General features: G+C 63.9%; 16 protein-coding genes. 5 read left to right on the forward strand and 11 right to left on the reverse strand.

All coding sequences use genetic code 11. The features are described from left to right. The first annotated feature begins 77 nt into the window (after positions 1 to 77). On the forward strand, positions 78 to 836 hold the full coding sequence (locus IG197_RS12885; RefSeq protein ID WP_067955198.1) for a class II aldolase and adducin N-terminal domain-containing protein: 759 nt from the start codon (positions 78 to 80) through the stop codon (positions 834 to 836). A gap of 3 nt (positions 837 to 839) precedes the next feature. Here the strand turns inward: IG197_RS12885 and IG197_RS12890 are convergent, their stop codons facing one another. Together IG197_RS12890 and IG197_RS12895 are read right to left on the reverse strand one after the other, a co-directional pair. Beyond that, positions 840 to 1,475 (reverse strand): HAD family phosphatase, encoded by a 636-nt coding sequence (locus IG197_RS12890; RefSeq protein WP_192319295.1) that lies wholly within the window; start codon positions 1,473 to 1,475, stop codon positions 840 to 842. A 96-nt stretch (positions 1,476 to 1,571) separates the two neighbouring features. Next, on the reverse strand, positions 1,572 to 1,751 hold the full coding sequence (locus tag IG197_RS12895) for a hypothetical protein (RefSeq protein ID WP_192319296.1): 180 nt from the start codon (positions 1,749 to 1,751) through the stop codon (positions 1,572 to 1,574). 131 nt (positions 1,752 to 1,882) lie between these two features. On the opposite strand from IG197_RS12895, the gene IG197_RS12900 reads away from it, so the two are divergent. Together IG197_RS12900 and IG197_RS12905 are read left to right on the forward strand one after the other, a co-directional pair. After that, entirely contained in the window at positions 1,883 to 2,785 is a 903-nt protein-coding gene (locus tag IG197_RS12900) for a LysR substrate-binding domain-containing protein (RefSeq protein WP_154385753.1), read from the forward strand. Between the two features lie 177 nt (positions 2,786 to 2,962). Continuing rightward, positions 2,963 to 4,366 carry an MATE family efflux transporter gene (locus tag IG197_RS12905; protein WP_067955203.1) on the forward strand — a complete coding sequence of 468 codons (1,404 nt, stop codon included), beginning with the start codon at positions 2,963 to 2,965 and terminating at the stop codon, positions 4,364 to 4,366. Between the two features lie 21 nt (positions 4,367 to 4,387). On the opposite strand, the gene asnB is transcribed toward IG197_RS12905, so the two are convergent. From asnB to speB, 9 genes are all read right to left on the reverse strand, one after another. Then, complete coding sequence (gene asnB, locus IG197_RS12910) at positions 4,388 to 5,908, reverse strand: asparagine synthase (glutamine-hydrolyzing) (protein WP_192319298.1); 1,521 nt, start codon at positions 5,906 to 5,908, stop codon at positions 4,388 to 4,390. 150 nt (positions 5,909 to 6,058) lie between these two features. Beyond that, a complete protein-coding gene (locus IG197_RS12915) occupies positions 6,059 to 6,856 on the reverse strand; it encodes an ABC transporter permease (RefSeq protein WP_185910376.1) in 798 nt (265 codons plus the stop codon). Further along, on the reverse strand, positions 6,856 to 7,710 hold the full coding sequence (locus IG197_RS12920; RefSeq protein WP_192319300.1) for an ABC transporter permease: 855 nt from the start codon (positions 7,708 to 7,710) through the stop codon (positions 6,856 to 6,858). The genes IG197_RS12915 and IG197_RS12920 overlap by 1 nt, the downstream gene beginning before the upstream one ends. Next, on the reverse strand, positions 7,707 to 8,744 hold the full coding sequence (locus tag IG197_RS12925; protein ID WP_192319301.1) for an ABC transporter ATP-binding protein: 1,038 nt from the start codon (positions 8,742 to 8,744) through the stop codon (positions 7,707 to 7,709). Before IG197_RS12925 ends, IG197_RS12920 begins: the two co-directional genes overlap by 4 nt. Positions 8,745 to 8,923: 179 nt before the next feature. Further along, entirely contained in the window at positions 8,924 to 10,012 is a 1,089-nt protein-coding gene (locus IG197_RS12930; protein ID WP_192319303.1) for a PotD/PotF family extracellular solute-binding protein, read from the reverse strand. 66 nt (positions 10,013 to 10,078) lie between these two features. Next, positions 10,079 to 10,726 (reverse strand): amino acid ABC transporter permease, encoded by a 648-nt coding sequence (locus tag IG197_RS12935; protein ID WP_067955210.1) that lies wholly within the window; start codon positions 10,724 to 10,726, stop codon positions 10,079 to 10,081. Next, complete coding sequence (locus IG197_RS12940; protein WP_067955212.1) at positions 10,723 to 11,391, reverse strand: amino acid ABC transporter permease; 669 nt, start codon at positions 11,389 to 11,391, stop codon at positions 10,723 to 10,725. Before IG197_RS12940 ends, IG197_RS12935 begins: the two co-directional genes overlap by 4 nt. Positions 11,392 to 11,394: 3 nt before the next feature. After that, positions 11,395 to 12,198, reverse strand: coding sequence for a transporter substrate-binding domain-containing protein (locus tag IG197_RS12945; RefSeq protein ID WP_067955214.1), 804 nt, complete (start codon positions 12,196 to 12,198; stop codon positions 11,395 to 11,397). Positions 12,199 to 12,292: 94 nt separating this feature from the next. Continuing rightward, positions 12,293 to 13,354, reverse strand: coding sequence for an agmatinase (gene speB, locus IG197_RS12950; RefSeq protein WP_192319305.1), 1,062 nt, complete (start codon positions 13,352 to 13,354; stop codon positions 12,293 to 12,295). Between the two features lie 209 nt (positions 13,355 to 13,563). On the opposite strand from speB, the gene gcvA reads away from it, so the two are divergent. Next, a complete protein-coding gene (gcvA, locus tag IG197_RS12955) occupies positions 13,564 to 14,526 on the forward strand; it encodes a transcriptional regulator GcvA (RefSeq protein WP_067955218.1) in 963 nt (320 codons plus the stop codon). Between the two features lie 256 nt (positions 14,527 to 14,782). Continuing rightward, entirely contained in the window at positions 14,783 to 16,087 is a 1,305-nt protein-coding gene (gene pncB / locus IG197_RS12960; protein ID WP_067955220.1) for a nicotinate phosphoribosyltransferase, read from the forward strand. Positions 16,088 to 16,431: the final 344 nt, after the last annotated feature.

A 16,431-nucleotide genomic window follows, 5' to 3' on the forward strand; every position in this document is an offset into this window, starting at 1 on the left:
CTGCCACCGCATCGCCCCGAAGCCGGCAACGACCTTGCGAAGGTACGATACGCCAGCAAATTGCGAGGGAGGAACAAATGCCCGTCACCCAGCTCAAGCAGACCAATCTGCCGTTCTACGAAGAGCGCGTCGACCTCGCCTGCGCCTTCCGCTGGACGGCGCGACTCAATATGCACGAAGCTGTGGCCAACCATTTCTCGCTTGCCGTCAACGACGAGGGCTCGAAGTTCCTGATGAACCCTAACCAGGTGCATTTCTCGCGCATCAAGGCGAGCGACCTGCTGTTGATTGACGCCAACGACCCCCAGACGATGTCAGGCCCCAACGCGCCCGACCCGACCGCATGGGGCCTGCATGGCGCGGTCCATCGCAACTGCGCGCACGCGCGCTGCGTCATGCATGTCCATTCGATCCACGCCACCGTGCTGGCCTCGCTTGCCGATTCCACCTTGCCGCCGATCGACCAGAACACCGCGATCTTCTTCCGCCGCCATGTCGTCGATGGCCATTATGGCGGGCTCGCCTTCGAGGAAGAGGGCGAACGCTGCTCGCAGCTGCTCGCCGACCCCAAGGTCAAGGTGATGATCATGGGCAATCACGGCGTCATGGTCATCGGCGACAGCGTCGCCGATACCTTCAACCGGCTCTATTATTTCGAGCGTGCCTGCGAAACTTACATCAAGGCGCTGTGGACCGGCCGCCCTCTGCGCACGCTATCCGATGAGATCGCCGAAAAGGCAGCGCTCGAGCAGGAAGACTATCCCGGCCAGGCCGAGCGCCACCTCGCCGAGCTCAAGGCGATCCTCGACGAGCAGGAGCCGGTGTACCGGAACTAGTAACTAATCCAGCCCGAGCAGCGCCCTGACCTCTTCAGCGCTATGCGCCACCAAGGCGCCAGCCGGGCCATCGATCCTGTCCTGCGGCCAGAAGATGGTGCGCATGCCGGCGGCAACGCCGGCCATGGCGCCGGTGACGCTGTCTTCCATGACAGCCGTGTCGGCCAGGTCGATGCCGGTGAGGTAGGCAGCGCGCAGATAGGGTTCGGGATCGGGCTTGCCGAGACGCACGTCGTTGCGGCTGATCGTCTTCATCGTCGGCTCGTGCACGCCGACGGCCTGCAAATTGGCCTCGACCACTAAGCGGTCTGAATTGGAGACGATCGCCTGGACCACACCCCTTGCCTTCAGATCGCGAAAAATCTCCATCGCGCCCTCGCGCGGAAGCAGGTCCGGCGCGCGGCCCAGATAGTGATCGTATTTGAGGGCAATCCAGTCGTCGAAGTCGAGGGCGAGGCCGAACTGGTCGCGCAGCACCTCATAGACCGGCCGCGCCGCCTGGCCGACGACACGCGCGTGCAGGTCGGCCGGCGGCTCGATGCCGACGCTGCGCAGCGCCGAAACAAGCGATTCCTCGTGCAGCGGCTCGCTGTCGATCAGCGTGCCGTCCATGTCCCAATACACTGCCTTCGGCGTCATATGACCGGTCCCTGTTCACCCCATTGCTCATAGGAGCTTTGGCGGCGGAAATGAACCGTTGATATGACAGCGGGGAACACATGCGCGTGCGGAGGCTCAAACCCGCGGGCCGCAAGGGTCCTTGCCGTCGATGTAACCGACGTCGCGCTGGAGGTGGTCCGGCAGGTCACGGAAGTCCAGCACGCGTTTGCGCGAACGCAGCCCGAAGGCTGCAGCCAGACGTGAGGTCCAGCCGATCTGCTCGCAATGGAAAAGGCTTGCCTGTGCTGTGGCCATGATCGTCATCCTTTAGAGATGCTTGAAATGTGCTGATGTCTTGACCTAGATATTGGTCTGGAATTATTGACTTTTCCAATTGAACGTCGATCACGACCCATTAAATGGCCTTATGTATGGGAGTGCGGGAAATGCCGCTTCAGCTGCCGCCTTTGACCGCGATCAGGGTGTTCGAAGCCGCTGCCCGCCAGGGCAGTTTCACCAAGGCCGCGGCCGAGCTCGGCATGACCCAGGCCGCCGTCAGCTACCAGATCAAGCTGCTCGAGGAGCGCGTCGGCGCACCGCTGTTCCTGCGCAAACCGCGCCAGGTGGTGCTGACCGAGGTCGGCAGCCGCATGGTGCCTATGGTGACAGAGGCATTTGGGCTGTTGAGCGAGGCCTATCAGGTGGCGCGCGCCGGCTCCGGCGGCACGCTCGGCATTTCGACGGTCCACACCTTCGCGTCGAACTGGCTGGCCCCCCGCATCGGCTCGTTCCAGCTGCGTCACCCCAACATCGCCGTCCGCCTCGACACCTCGAGCTACCTCGTCGATTTCTCGCGCGAGGAGATGGATATCGGCATCCGCTCCGGCTCAGGCAAATGGCCCGGGCTTGCCACCCATTTTTTGCTGCGCTCGCAATTTTCGCCCATGCTCAGCCCGCGCCTTGCCGAAAGCATCGGCGGGATCAAGGAGCCGGCTGACCTGCTCAAGCTCAGGATCCTCAACCCCGCCGACATCTGGTGGAAGGACTGGTTCGCAAAGGCCAATGTGCCGGCGGACGCACTCGACAGGATGCCCGATACCAGCCTGGGTTCGCAGGCCGCCGAGGCCAATGCCGCCATAGCCGGCCAGGGCGTGACGGTCCTGACCACGGCGCTGTTCACCGCGGAACTGGCCGAGGGCCGGCTGATCCAGCCGTTCGAACTCACCGCCCATGGCGGCGACTACTGGCTGGTCTATCCCGAGGGACGCCGCAACGTGCCCAAGATCCGGGCTTTCCGCGAATGGATCATGGCCGAGCTCAATTGCCCGACGGATGCGACAGGCGACTGACAGCACAGCCTGCCCACCTCTGCTGGCATAATCCTTGGTCTTGGTGACAGCTTGCCACAACTGGCACTTTCGGTCACAAACGGCGCCACGACGCGCCAAAAGGGCGGATTCCGTCGTCAAAACTCGCGATATCGACGCCAAATGAGCCGCGATATCGCCACCGAAAGACGAAAAACCATGTCTGCGATCGCAACCGGCGCGCAATCACCGGCCACTCCTTGGCGCGACGAACTTCGCGCCATGCTGGCGCTTGCCTGGCCGATGATCCTCACCAATCTCGCCCAGACGGCGATGACGGCGACCGACGTGATGATCCTCGGCCGGCTGGGTCCCGATGCGCTGGCCGCCGGCGCGCTCGGCTCCAACCTCTATTTCGCACCACTGATCTTCGGCCTCGGCCTGATGTATGCGACCTCGCCGATGATGGCGGCCGAGCTTGGCCGCAAGCGCCATTCGGTGCGCGACGTCCGCCGCACCGTGCGCCAGGGCCTGTGGATCGCCGTGCTCATCTCGATCCCGATCTGGGCCCTGTTGTGGTACGCTGAGGAGATACTTCTGGCCATGGGCCAGGAGCCCAAACTCGCCGAGCAGGCCGGTATCTACGTCCATCACCTGCAATGGGCGGCCTTGCCGTTCTTCGGCTACATCGTGCTGCGCTCGTTCATCTCGGCGCTGGAGCGGCCCGGCTGGGCGCTGGTCATCATGGCGATCGCGGTGGCGGCCAACGCGCTCGGCAACTGGCTTCTGGTGTTCGGCAAATGGGGCTTCCCCGAGATGGGCATCGCCGGCTCCGGCCTTGCCACCAGCATCGCCAGCGGCATGATGTTCGTCGGCATGGCGGCCGTCGTCATGATGGAGAAGAAGTTCCGCCGCTACCACCTGTTCGGTCGCTTCTGGCGCGCCGACTGGCCGCGCTTCAGGGCGCTGCTCAAACTCGGCTTGCCGATCTCCGGCATCCTTGCCTTCGAGGTGACTATCTTCAACGCCGCGGCATTCCTGATGGGGCTTATCAGCTCGTCCTCGCTCGCAGCACACGCCATCGCGCTGCAGATCTGCTCGGTCACCTTCATGATCCCGCTCGGTCTCGGCCAGGCCGTCACTGTGCGCGTCGGGCTGGCTTACGGCGCCAGGGACCGCGACGGCATCACGCGTGCCGGCTGGACGGCCTATGTGCTTGGCGTCGGCTTCATGGCTCTGATGGCGCTGGTGATGGTGTTCTGGCCGCATTTGCTGATCTCGGCCTTCATCGACGTCGGCGACCCGGCCAACGCGCAGGTGGTCGGCCTCGCGGTCAGCTTCCTGGTCTTCGCGGCCCTGTTCCAGGTCGTCGACGGCGCCCAGGCGGTATCGGCAGGCCAACTGCGCGGGCTGCAGGATACGAAGGTGCCGATGATCCTCGCTGCGATCGGCTATTGGGGCATCGGCCTGCCGCTTGGCGTGCTGCTTGCCTTCCACTTCGGCTTCGAGGGCCGCGGCATCTGGATCGGCCTGTTCTCCGGCCTCGCCGTGGTGTCGGTGCTGCTGTTGTGGCGCTGGCTCCGGCGCGACCATCTCGGCCTGATGCACAAGCCGGTGATCTGACGGGCGCTTCGCAGCACCCGTCTAGGCAACCGCCACCGACACCCGGTTGGCGGCCCATTTGCCGGCCGCATTGATGATGCGATCGGGATCGCTGTAGCTCTGCCGCAGAAGGCTCTCATAGACCGCGCCCTCGGCGGCGCGGTCGAGCGGCGTGGCCGAGCCGGTCATTGCCTGCAGTGCCTCGCCAAGTGCCGTCACAGCTCCCGACCCCTCGTCGAACTGCGCCTTCTTGCGCCAGACGAGGTCATGCGGCAGCAAGTCGGCGCAGGCCTTGCGCAGGATCCATTTCTCCGTCGTCGGTCCGGTGCTTTCGGGTGAAGCCGGATCGGTGCGCCTGAGCTTCAGCGTCGCCGGAATGCTCTGGGCGAAATCGATCAGCTCGCGGTCGAGGAACGGCGTGCGCGCCTCCAGGCTCTCGGCCATGGTGACGCGGTCGACGCGCTGCAGATTGATGTTGTGCATCGTGCCCAGCGAGCGCGTCAGTTCGTCGGCCAGCTCGCGCGGCCGGTCGACATAGGCGTGGTGATAGCTATAGCCGGCAAACAGCTCGTCGGCGCCTTCGCCCGTCAGCACCGCCTTGACGTGCCGCCGCGCCAGCCTGGCGGCGAAATGCGTCGGCACCGCCGAACGCACCAGGTCGATATCAGCACTTTCGAGATGATAGATGACATGCGGCAGCACGTCGGCAACCTCTTCCGGCGTAAACGCATGCTCGAAATGCTCGGTGCCGAGATAGCCGGCGACCCGCCGCGCCGCGATCAGATCGGGGCTGCCGGCGAGGCCGACGGAAAATGTCTTCAGCCGCTTCGGCGACTGCCTTGCGGCGATTGCCGCGATGATCGAGCTGTCCAGCCCGCCCGACAGGAACGACCCGACCTCGACGTCGGCGACCATCCACTTGGCGACCGCCTCTTCCAGCACCAGCCTGAGCTCGCGCCAGGTCAGCTCCTCGTCGATACCGGGCTCCGGGTCGGCCGCACCTTGCGGCATGCGGTACCAGCGCCGCATGCCGGCCTGGCTGTCGAACATGACGCCAGGTTCGAGCGCTTCGATCTTTGCGACATCTACGCCGTCGAAGGCCTTGAGCTCGGATGCAAACGCCAGCCCCTCGCCGATATGGGCGACATAGAGCGGCTTGATGCCGAGCGGGTCGCGCGCGGCAATGATGCGATCCGGGGTCGCCAGCACGAAGGCGAACATGCCGTCCAGCCGCGACACCCAGCGCAGCGCGTTCTTGCGGAAAAGATGCAGCACGGTCTCGCTGTCGCTGCGGGTCTGGAAGGCGCTTTCGCCGAGGATCGCCCTGAGATCGCTATGATTGTAGATCTCGCCGTTGACGACCAGGATGTCGTCGCCCTGGTAGATCGGCTGGGCCCCGTTGTCGGGGCCGATAATGGCCAACCGGGCGTGCGCCATGACCACCGGGATGTTCCTTGGCCGCAGCACCTCCAGTGCGTCCGGCCCGCGGTGCTCCATCTTGCGGATCATCCGCGAGGCCAGTTCCTCGTCATCGAGGTTCCAGAGGCACACAAATCCGCACATGGCGCTTCGCTCCCGCATGGCCGCCGGGGGTTTTGGTCGGCATGATTGCGATGCTAGGAGCGGCAGCCACCGGGCGCGACAACCAGGCGGCTGACAATTGTCACTCAGGCGACACCGTTCGAAGGTGCCGCCCGACTTGTCGCAGGCGCGTCAGGTCTCCGAGGACATCGCACCCAAGAGCCGCCTGATGTCGCCGAATTTGGCGATCAGACCGAACACCAGTGCCGCCACCGCGACGAAGAACACCGACACCGAGGCCATGGTCGGCGTATAGCCGTAACGCAGGGCATTGAAGATCTTGATCGGCAGTGTTTCCAGCGTGAAGCCGATGGTCATGTAGGCGACGATGTACTCGTTGAGCGACAGCACGAAGGCGAAGGCGTAGCCCGAGACGAGATAAGGGCGGATCAGCGGCAGCACCACAGTCTTCAGCACCGTGCGGTCGTCGGCGCCCATCGTCGCCGCTGCCTCGACCAGCGAACGATCGATGGAGGCGAAGCCGAGCGACAGCGTCACCAGCGGCAGGGTGACGAAGAAGATCGCGTGGCTGATGACAGCCGTCCAAGGTTGGCCGTAGAAGCCTGACGTCGCCCAGAAGGTGAGCATGCCGAGTGCGGTGATGACAGGCGGCAGTATGAACGGGGCCAGCCCGAGGATCTGGAACACGTTGGCCCATGGCGCTATGCGCCGCCACAGGAACCATGCCAGCGGAAGCGCTATGGCGACAGCGAGAGCCGCCGCAGTGACCGCCAGCGACAGCGAGGCAAACAACGCCTTGCGCCATTCCGGATCGACAAAGATCTGCGCGTACCAGGCCAATGAAAAGCCTTTCGGCGGAAAGGCCAGGTCCTGCTTTTCGTTGACCGAGACGCCGGCAACGACGATCAACGGGGCCGCCAGGAACAGGGCAACGGCGACGAAATAGAGCCGGCGAAGGAAAGTCTGTATCACAGCGCGTTCTCCCTGCGTCCGACCAGCAGCGTCAAGCCGACAAGCGCCAGCGACATCAGCACCAAAAACACCGCCATCGCCGCGGCGAATGGCATGTTGGACTGGTAGATGGCCTGGTCGGTGATCAGCACCGACAGTGTCCAGTGCGACGGCCGGCCGAGGATCTGCGGCAACAGATAGGAGCCGAGCGCGAAGACGAAGACCATGATCAGTGTGGCGACGATGGTGTTGCGCAACGCCGGCACCACGACGTTCATGAACGCCCTGACCGGCGAGGCGCCGAGTGTCCGCGCCGCCTCCAGCAGCGTCGGGTCAAGCCGCACCAAGGCGGGATAGAGCACCAGGATCGTATAAGGCAGCGCCTGGTAGACCATACCGGTCAGCACCGCCCAGAAGCTCGGCGTCAGCGCCATCGGCTCCTTCATCAAACCGATCGCCACAAACAGATTGGTGATGCCGGCGGTCCGTGTAAACAGCGTCGACCAGGCAAAGCCGATGATGACTTCCGACAGCGACAGCACCGACAGCAGGCAGACCAGCCAGATCGTCTGCACCTTTCGCGGCCGCTTGGTGAGCAGATAGGTGAAGGGAAAGGCGATGACCACGCAGCAGATCGCCACCATCACCGCCAGCACCAAGGAAAAGCCCAGCACCTTGCCGAAGAACAGACTGAGGAAACGGGCATAGTTGGAGAAGACGAAATCCGGCGTATAGAAGCCGGAGGGATCGCGCTGGAAGAAGCTGACGGCGATCATCGTCGAGAACGGCACGACGAAAAAGACGATCAGCATCAGCCCGGGAAAGAACAGCGGGCTGTAATCGGCAAGCGATTTCGGCGCCTCGCGTTTCATGATTTCAGCACCACGCAAGACTGCGCTGGCAATGTCACGCCGACCTGCTGGCCGGCCTTGACGTCGGGCCGCTCGCGCGGCGTCGCCACTGCGATGATTGTCTTGCCGCCTGTTTCAACGAAGGTCTCGATGGTGCCGCCGAGATCGCGGACGAAGGTCACCGTGCCTGATATGGCGTCGCCGCCGACGGAGCCGAGATGAACGTCCTCGGGGCGGATCGATACCGAGGCTTTGGTAAGGCCTTCAGGTATCGTGAGGCCTGCAATGGCCTGGCCGAGCACCGAGACCCGGCCGGCGCGATCAACTTCCGCGTCGAGCAGGTTGGTCATGCCGATAAAGTCGGCGACGAAGGCATCGGCCGGCTTGCGGTAGATCTCGATCGGCGGTGCGGCCTGCAGGATCTTGCCGTTGCCCATGACGACGACGAGGTCGGCCATGGTCATCGCCTCGCGCTGGTCGTGGGTGACGACGAAGGTGGTGATGCCCAAGCGCTGCTGCAGCTGGCGCAATTCGACCTGCATCGCCTCGCGCAGCTTGGCATCGAGCGCCGACAGCGGCTCGTCGAGGAGGAACAGCTTCGGCGACAGTGCCAGCGCGCGGGCAATGGCAACACGCTGGCGCTGGCCACCCGACAGCTTGGCGACTGGACGGTCGGCGAAACCGGGCAGATGAATGAGCTTCAACAGCTCGTCGGAGCGCTTCTTCTGCTCTTCGCGTGACGCCCCGCGAATGCGCAAGGGATAAGCGATGTTGTCGCCGACGGTCAGATGCGGAAACAACGCCAGCGACTGGAACACCATGCCGAGATTGCGCTTGTGCGTCGGCACCGGTGTGATGTCGGTTCCGTCGAGCAGGATCGCGCCGCTCGAGGGGTCCTCGAGGCCGGCGATCATGCGCAGAAGCGTTGTCTTGCCGCAGCCGGACGGGCCGAGCAGGCAGACGAACTTGCCATGCGGCACCGACAGGTTGGCCGTATCGACAGCGGTGAAGTTGCCGAATGACTTGGTGATGTCCTTAAGCACGAGTCCGGACATGAGGGGGCCTTGAAATGTTGGAGCGGCGTTGCGGAAACCGTTGCTTCTCCCCGTTCACGGGGGAGAAGATGCCGGCAGACAGATGAGGGGCGGTGCGAGCCTTGCCGCGCCGGCTCTGCCCCTCATCCTGCCCTGCGGGCCACCTTCTCCCCGCGAGCGGGGAGAAGGAAAAAGGCAGATCAGCCGACGATCAGTTCGGTCCACTTCTGGTTAATCCAGTCGGCCTTGGTGGTGTAGAGATCGTAGCGCGGGATGATCGGCGGGATGTCGGACGACACGCCGGCGAACTGTTCCGCCGTCAGGTCGGTCAGCTCGCGCTTGACCGTCGGTGCGGTGCCGACCTTGCGCGACATCAGCGCCTGTACCGCCGGCTGGCACATATGGTCGATGAAGGCATGCGCCTCTTCTGTCTTCTTCGAGGCGCGCGACAGCACCCACGAGCCGGAATCCTGGATGCCGCCTTCCTTGGGAAAGGTCGAGCGTACGGGCTGGCCGTCGGCGGCGGCGAGGCCGGTGACGTCGTGGTAATACTGCCCCATCGGGATCTCGCCCGACTTCAGCGCCTGTTCGAACTGCGCCTCGTCGCGATACCACAGGCGGACATTCGGCTTGACCTCGGCGAGCTTCTCCAGCGCCTTCTGGATGCCTTCCTCGGTGTCGAGCGCCTTGGTGCCGCCCATGAAAGTGGTCGCCGTCACCTCGAGCAGGAAGGAGTTGGAGGCGAGCGCCAAAAGGCCGAGCTTGTCGGCATTGGCCGGATCCCAGAACGCAGCCCAGCTGTCGGGCGCGGTCGGGAAGACGTTGGTGTTGGTGACCAGCGTGATGTACCAGGCAACAGCACCGATGCCGGCGACGCGTCCATCAGGATATTTGTTGATGAAATGCTCGATCAGGTTCGAGCTGTTCTTGATCTTGGCGAGGTCGAGCGGTGCCCACAGCTCGGTCGACTGGCCCTTGAGCATCGAGGTCTGCGACATCATCGACAGGTCGGCCGGCGCCTGGCCTGCCTTGGCCGCCTGCTCCAGCTGCACCAGCCAGGCTTCGCCGGTCGGCTCGGCGACGGATTCGACCGCGATGCCGGTCGCCTTGGTGAATTCGGGGAAGATGTGCTCGTCGAACGACTTCTTGAAGTAGCCGCCATAGACGCCGATCTTGATCGACTTGTCCTGGGCTTTGAGGATCGACGGCATCGCCAGAAGGCTTGCCGAAGCGACGCCCGCGCCCAGCACGGCGCGCCGGCTGATCGGATGGTTCAGGATCTTGGTCATCTCAGTTCTCCTCATTTGGCGCTGGCTTTGTGCCAGCTGTTCCCTGTCGTTATTGTGATGGGCGGTTCAGTGTGCTGCGGCACGGGCCTCCAATGAACGGGCATACTGGGTCAGCGGGTAGCACAGCACGAAGAAGATCAGCGCCACCAGCCCATAGACGGTGAAGGGTTCGAACGTCGCGTTGTTGATGGCGTTCGAGGTCCGGAGCAGTTCCTCAAAGCCGATGATCGAGGTCAGTGCAGTTGCCTTGATCAGCTGGACGAGGAAACCGACAACCGGGGCCCGGGTGATGGCGAAGGCCTGCGGCAGGATGATCAGGCGCAGTTCCTGCAGGTAGTGCAGGCCGAGGCTGGCGCCGGCATCCCACTGGCCGCGCGGCAAGGCATCGACGCCGCTGCGCCAGATTTCGGCGAGATAGGCGCTGGCAAAGAAGGTCAGGCCGAGCACCGCCGCCGTCCATGGCTCGATCCGGAAGCCCAGCATCGGCAGGCCGAAGAACATCAGGAACAGCTGCATCAGCAAGGGCGTACCCTGGAACAAGGCGATATAGCCGCTGGCGAAGCGCCGTGCCCATTTGGCCTTGGAGATGCGCAACAACAGGATGGCGACGCCGACAATGCCGCCGCCGGCGAACGCCGCGATCGACAGCAACACGGTCCACCGTGTGGCGAAGATCAGGTTGCGCGCAATGTCCCAGAAGGTGAACTCGATCATGATACACCTGCCGAAAGCGTGCGGCGCCCTATGCCGACGAGCAGGCGGCGCAACAAGATCGACAAGCCGAGATAGATCATCGCCACGACGAAATAGGTTTCGAAGGGACGGAATGTCCGCGCCTGCAGCATGTCGGCCTCGTAGGTGAGTTCACTCACTGCGATCTGCGACACGACCGAAGACTCGAGCATCATGATCACGATCTGGCTCGTCAGCGCGGGGAAGATGACCTTCAGTGCCTGCGGCAACACGATCTTGACGAAGACCTGGCGTGGCCGCAAGCCCAAAGCAGCGGCCGCCTCGCGCTGGCCCCTCGGCACCGCGTCGAGGCCGGCGCCGACGATCTCGGTGGTGTAGGCTGCCATGTTGAGCGTCATCGCCAGGATGGCGGCGACGATCGGGTCGAGCCGTATGCCGAGGCTCGGCAGGCCGAAGAAGATGAAGAACAGCTGTACCAGGAACGGCGTGTTCCTGATCACCTCGACATAGCAGGTGATGGCCCGCTGGAGCCATTTCGGCCCGTTGCGACGACCGGCGGCGGCAGCGATGGAAATGACTGTGCCGGCGATCGTCGTCACGACGATCAGCAACACCGTCATGGCGGCGCCGCGGGCGATCGCGCCCACGGCCCCTTCAAGCCAGCCGAAGTCGAGGCTGTAGCTCACGGCTCAGTCCTTGAGGTTCTCGGGGTTGAGCGGAACCTTGAGCCAGGCCTCGGACGACTTCGACAGCCGGCCGTCGGTGAGCATCGCCGCGACCGTGTCGTTGATGACCTTCTTCAGGCCTTCCTCGTTCTTGTTGAGGCCGATATGCGACGGCGAGGTCAAGAGCTGGAACTTCTGCTCCGGCTTCAGCGCCTCCTGGCGCGCCAGCACCTGGGCGCCAACGTCGTTGCCCACCACCATCAGCTGGGTCTGGCCCGAGATGAAGGCCTGGATGACGGCGTTGTAGTTGTCGAAGCGCTTGATGTCGGCGGAAGCCGGGGCGGCCTCGGTCAGCGAGGTGTCCTCGAGCGTGCCGCGGTTGACGGCGATCGACTTGTCGCCAAGGTCTTCCTTGCCCGCCACCTTGAGTTCGGCCGGGCCGATCACGGCGATGTAGTAAGGCGCGTAGGCCGCGGCGAAGTCGATGACCTCTTCGCGCTCCTTGGAGTAGCCGACGCTCATCAGAAGGTCGACGCGCTTGTCGGTGAGATAGGGGATGCGGTTCTGGCCGGTCACCGGCACCGGGTTGAGCTTGACCTTGAGCGCGTCGGCGATCGCCTGGGCGACGTCCATGTCATAGCCCTTGAGGCTCATGTCGGCGCTGGCCGAAGAAAAGGGCGGGAAGTCGGCGAACACGCCGACATTGATCTGGCCGGCCTTGGCAATGTCTTCGAGCGCATCGGCATTGGCGGGCTGGAGGCCGAAGGTGACGCCGCCCGCGACGATGAGGGCGGCAACTGTCTGATGCAGTGCGGTCTTGATGTTCATGTTTCGGTTCCCTCTGGATTGATTGGGTTGTCGGTTGCGGTCGTTGCCGCCTGGCCGCCGCTTCCAGGTCGGCGGCCAGTGTTGATCTGTCCGGTCAGTCCTTCTTGCCGGTGACGAAGGGGCTGAACAGCATCAGGCTGAGGATCTCGAACAGCACCTGGGCACCGGCATGGGCAGTGTTGGTGGTTGAATCATATTGCGGCGCGACCTCGACGACGTCGCCGCCGACAAGGTTGAGGCCCTTTAGGCCGCGGATGATTTCCAGCACCTCGCGCGTCGTCAGACCGCCGACCTCGGGCGTACCTGTGCCGGGCGCGAAGGACGGGTCGAGGCTGTCGATGTCGAAGGAGAGATAGGTCGGGCCATCGCCGACGATCTTCTTCGCCTTCTCGATGACCGCGGGGATGCCCATGCCGGTGATCTCCTCGGCATGCACGATGGTCATGCCGGACTCGTAGGAGAACTCCCACAGATATTCGGCCGAGCCGCGGATGCCGATCTGGATGACACGGCTCGGATCAAGCACGCCATCGAGCACGGCGTTGCGGAACGGGCCGCCATGGTGGAACTTGGTCAGGTCATAGGCGCCGCCGGTGTCGCAATGGGCGTCGATGTGGATCATGCCGACCGGGCGCTTCTTGCCGACGGCCTTGAGGATCGGATGGGTGATCGAGTGGTCGCCGCCGACCGACAGCGGCACCACGCCGGCGTCGACGATCTGGCCGATGCGGCGCTCGATGTCCTCATGGCTGAGCTCGAGCCGGTAGCGGCTGCGGAACGGCACGTCGCCAATGTCGGCCACGCGCAGTTCCTGCACCGGGGCGCAGTCGAGCACGTGGTTATAGGGGCCGATGCGCTCGATGGTACGCAGAGCGCGCGGGCCGAAGCGCGAACCCGGGCGATTGGTCACGCCGAGATCCATCGGCACGCCGATCATCGCCACCTGCAGGTCGCCGAAATCAGGGTTGTCGTTGTCGACCTGGAGATAGGGCGCGGTCAGGAAGGTCGGCACGCCCGAATAGGGCGCAAGCCGGGTGCCTGCCTTGTTGAAAATCTTGTCGGCGACGCGGCGGAACTTCGGGTCGAACAGATCGCCGCCATGGCCTTGGCCATATTTCTTGCGCAGCTCGTCGAGCTTTTTGACGTCGAAACCCATGCTATCCTCCTGTGGTCCAAGACGGCAAAGCGGGGCGATCGCCTGCGGCCGCCCGCTCCCGGCGTCCGGCCTGATATCTCGTGTCCCCGCATGCTTTTTGGTTGTTGTGGAGCGAGTTTCCGGCAGCGCCGTTGAAATAGCAATTGATAATGTTAAGCTTATCGCTGTGAGATTTTCTCACAATACCTCATCCTTCGCGCGGAGTTTTCATGTCCCGCCGCCTGCCTCCGCTCAACCCGCTGCGCGCCTTCGAGGCGACCGCCCGCCATGGCTCGCTGACCAAGGCAGCAGGCGAGCTCAACGTCACCCATGGCGCCATCAGCCACCAGATCCGGGCGCTCGAGGCGACGCTCAAGGTCAAACTCTTGGAACGCGCCGGCTCGCGGCTGAAACTCACCCCGCAAGGCGCCGAGCTTCTGCCCGCCGTCACCGGCGCCTTCGAGAGCATTGCGTCCGCCACCGCGCGCATGACCCGGCCGACCAGTTCGGGCAAGCTCACCGTCTCTTGCGTTCCGGCGTTGCTGTCGCTGTGGTTGGTGCCGCGCATTGGCGGCTTCACCACGCGTTATCCCGGCATAAGCCTCAGCCTCAACGCCTCAAACGACCCGCGCGACATCCATTCGCCCGACGTCGACGTCTGCGTCCTCTACGGCAACGGCAGTTGGACCGATTGCTGGTTGAAGAAGTGGTCGACGCTGGAGCTGTTTCCCGTCGTCAGCCCAACCTTGATCAACAACCGGCCGATCCGCAGTGTCCGGGACCTCGCCGACCACGTGCTGCTCCATGCCGATGACGGTCGCGAGTGGCACACCTGGCTTGCTGCAGCCGACGCGCTCGACGTCAAGCCGGTTCAGCAGCATCGCATGGCCGGCGCCAGCCTGACCACGGAAGCCGCCGTGCACGGCCATGGTCTGGCGCTGGGCGACACGGTGACGGCATCGAGCCTGCTCGCCCGCGGCCAGTTGGTCACGCCCTTCAACCTGTCGGTGCCGGCAGTCGATGCCTTCTATGTCGTCTGCCGCAACGAGGTGCGCTCAGCACCCATCGTGCAGTCCTTCATCGACTGGCTGTTCGCCGAGCGCGAGGAACTTCCCGCCCGCACCGAGCAGGCCGTCACCGGCCAGATCAGCATTCGCAAGCGTCGCGGCCAGAAGGCGGCCGCCGCCGGCTAAAAGCAATTCCAGCAGAAGTGTGCAGCGGTTTTCCGTCCGGAATTGCGTAGAAACAAAGAGATAGAGAGGTTCCGCGATTCGAAGAAAAGCGGAACCTCTCCAGCGGCAAACTTGATTGGACGATGCAACTATAGGTCCAGGGTTGCTTTTTTCGCGTCTTAAGCTTGATCGCCCCGGCGCTATATCCCAATGCTGTCAACGAGGAATGCGGCGCGCCGGCCCGAGGGTTGGAAGCGTCAAGGAGGAATGAAGCAGGATGGCCAGGACCGACATTGCACGGCGGGTGTACAACCACACCTGGAAGCTCGATCCGATCGTCCGCTCGCTGCTCGACACGGATTTCTACAAGCTCCTGATGCTGCAGATGATCTGGGGCATGCACCCCAAGGTCGACGCCACCTTTTCGCTGATCAACCGCGCCACTTCGGTCAAGCTCGCCGAGGAGATCGACGAGGGCGAGCTGCGAGAGCAGCTCGACCATGCCCGCACCTTGCGCTTCACCAAGAAGGAGATGATCTGGCTCGGCGGCAACAATTTCTATGGCCGCAAGCAGATCTTCGAGCCGGAGTTCCTGGCCTGGCTCGAGAATTTCCAGCTGCCCCCCTACCATCTGGAAAAGCGCGACGGCCAGTATGAGCTGACTTTCGCCGGTCCCTGGGTGATGACCTCGATGTGGGAAATACCGGCTCTTGCCATCATCAACGAGCTGCGCTCGCGCTCGGCGATGAAGGCCTTCGGACCCTTCGCGCTCGACGTGCTCTACGCCCGCGCCAAGGCCAAGATGTGGGACAAGACCGAGCGGCTTAAGATGCTGCCCGAGATCAAGATCTCCGATTTCGGCACCCGCCGCCGCCACTCCTTCCTGTGGCAGCGCTGGTGTGTCGAGGCGCTCAAGGAAGGCATCGGCGAGGCCTTTACCGGCACCTCCAACGTGCTGCTGGCCATGGACACTGACCTCGAGGCGCTCGGCACCAACGCGCATGAGCTGCCGATGGTCTATGCCGCACTTGCCAACGATGAGGCCGAGCTCAAGCAGTCGCCCTACAATGTGCTGCGCGACTGGCAGCGCTATTATGGCGGCAACCTTTTGATCGTCTTGCCCGATGCCTTCGGCACGGCGGCCTTCCTGCGCGACGCGCCCGACTGGGTCGCCGACTGGACCGGTTTCCGCCCCGACAGCGCCCCGCCGATCGAAGGCGGCGAGCGCATCATCGACTGGTGGCGCAAGAAGGGCCAGGACCCCCGTTCGAAGCTGCTGATCTTCTCCGACGGCCTCGACGTCGACACCATCATCGAGACCTACCGCCACTTCGAGGGCAAGGTGCGCATGTCCTTTGGCTGGGGCACCAACCTCACCAACGACTTCGAGGGCTGCGCGCCCAAGGAAACCGACCGCCTCAACGCCATCTCGCTGGTCTGCAAGGTCACCGAGGCCAATGGCCGCCCGGCGGTCAAGCTCTCCGACAACCCCGCCAAGGCCACCGGCGACAGACAAGAAATCGCCCGCTATCTGCGCATCTTCGGCGAGAAGGACCGGGTGGAGCAGTTGGTGAAGGTTTAGGGGTGGCTTGGGGCTTGAATTTGGGTTTCCTTCAACCTCTCATTCCTTCGCACCCCCCTCTGCCCGGCCGGGTATCTCCCCCACAAGGAGGGAGATTAGTCTCGTTGCCGGCGGCGCTCATTCTGCAACGTTGTATGGACGAGCCTTTGCAACGTTGGTAGTTGGCCGGGCGGCTGATGAAGACGTGATCTCCCTCCTTGTGGGGGAGATGGCCGGCAGGCCAGAGGGAGGTGCGAAGGTCGCGAGGCTAAAGGGTTGCCTCGCAAAGCGCGAGCGTCACCACCTGTCGCCATCCGCCGTCGATAGTCGCACCCTTCCCGCGACCCCGACCATGTGGCACACCG

This window comes from Aminobacter sp. SR38, from assembly GCF_014843375.1.
Lineage (GTDB): Bacteria > Pseudomonadota > Alphaproteobacteria > Rhizobiales > Rhizobiaceae > Aminobacter > Aminobacter ciceronei.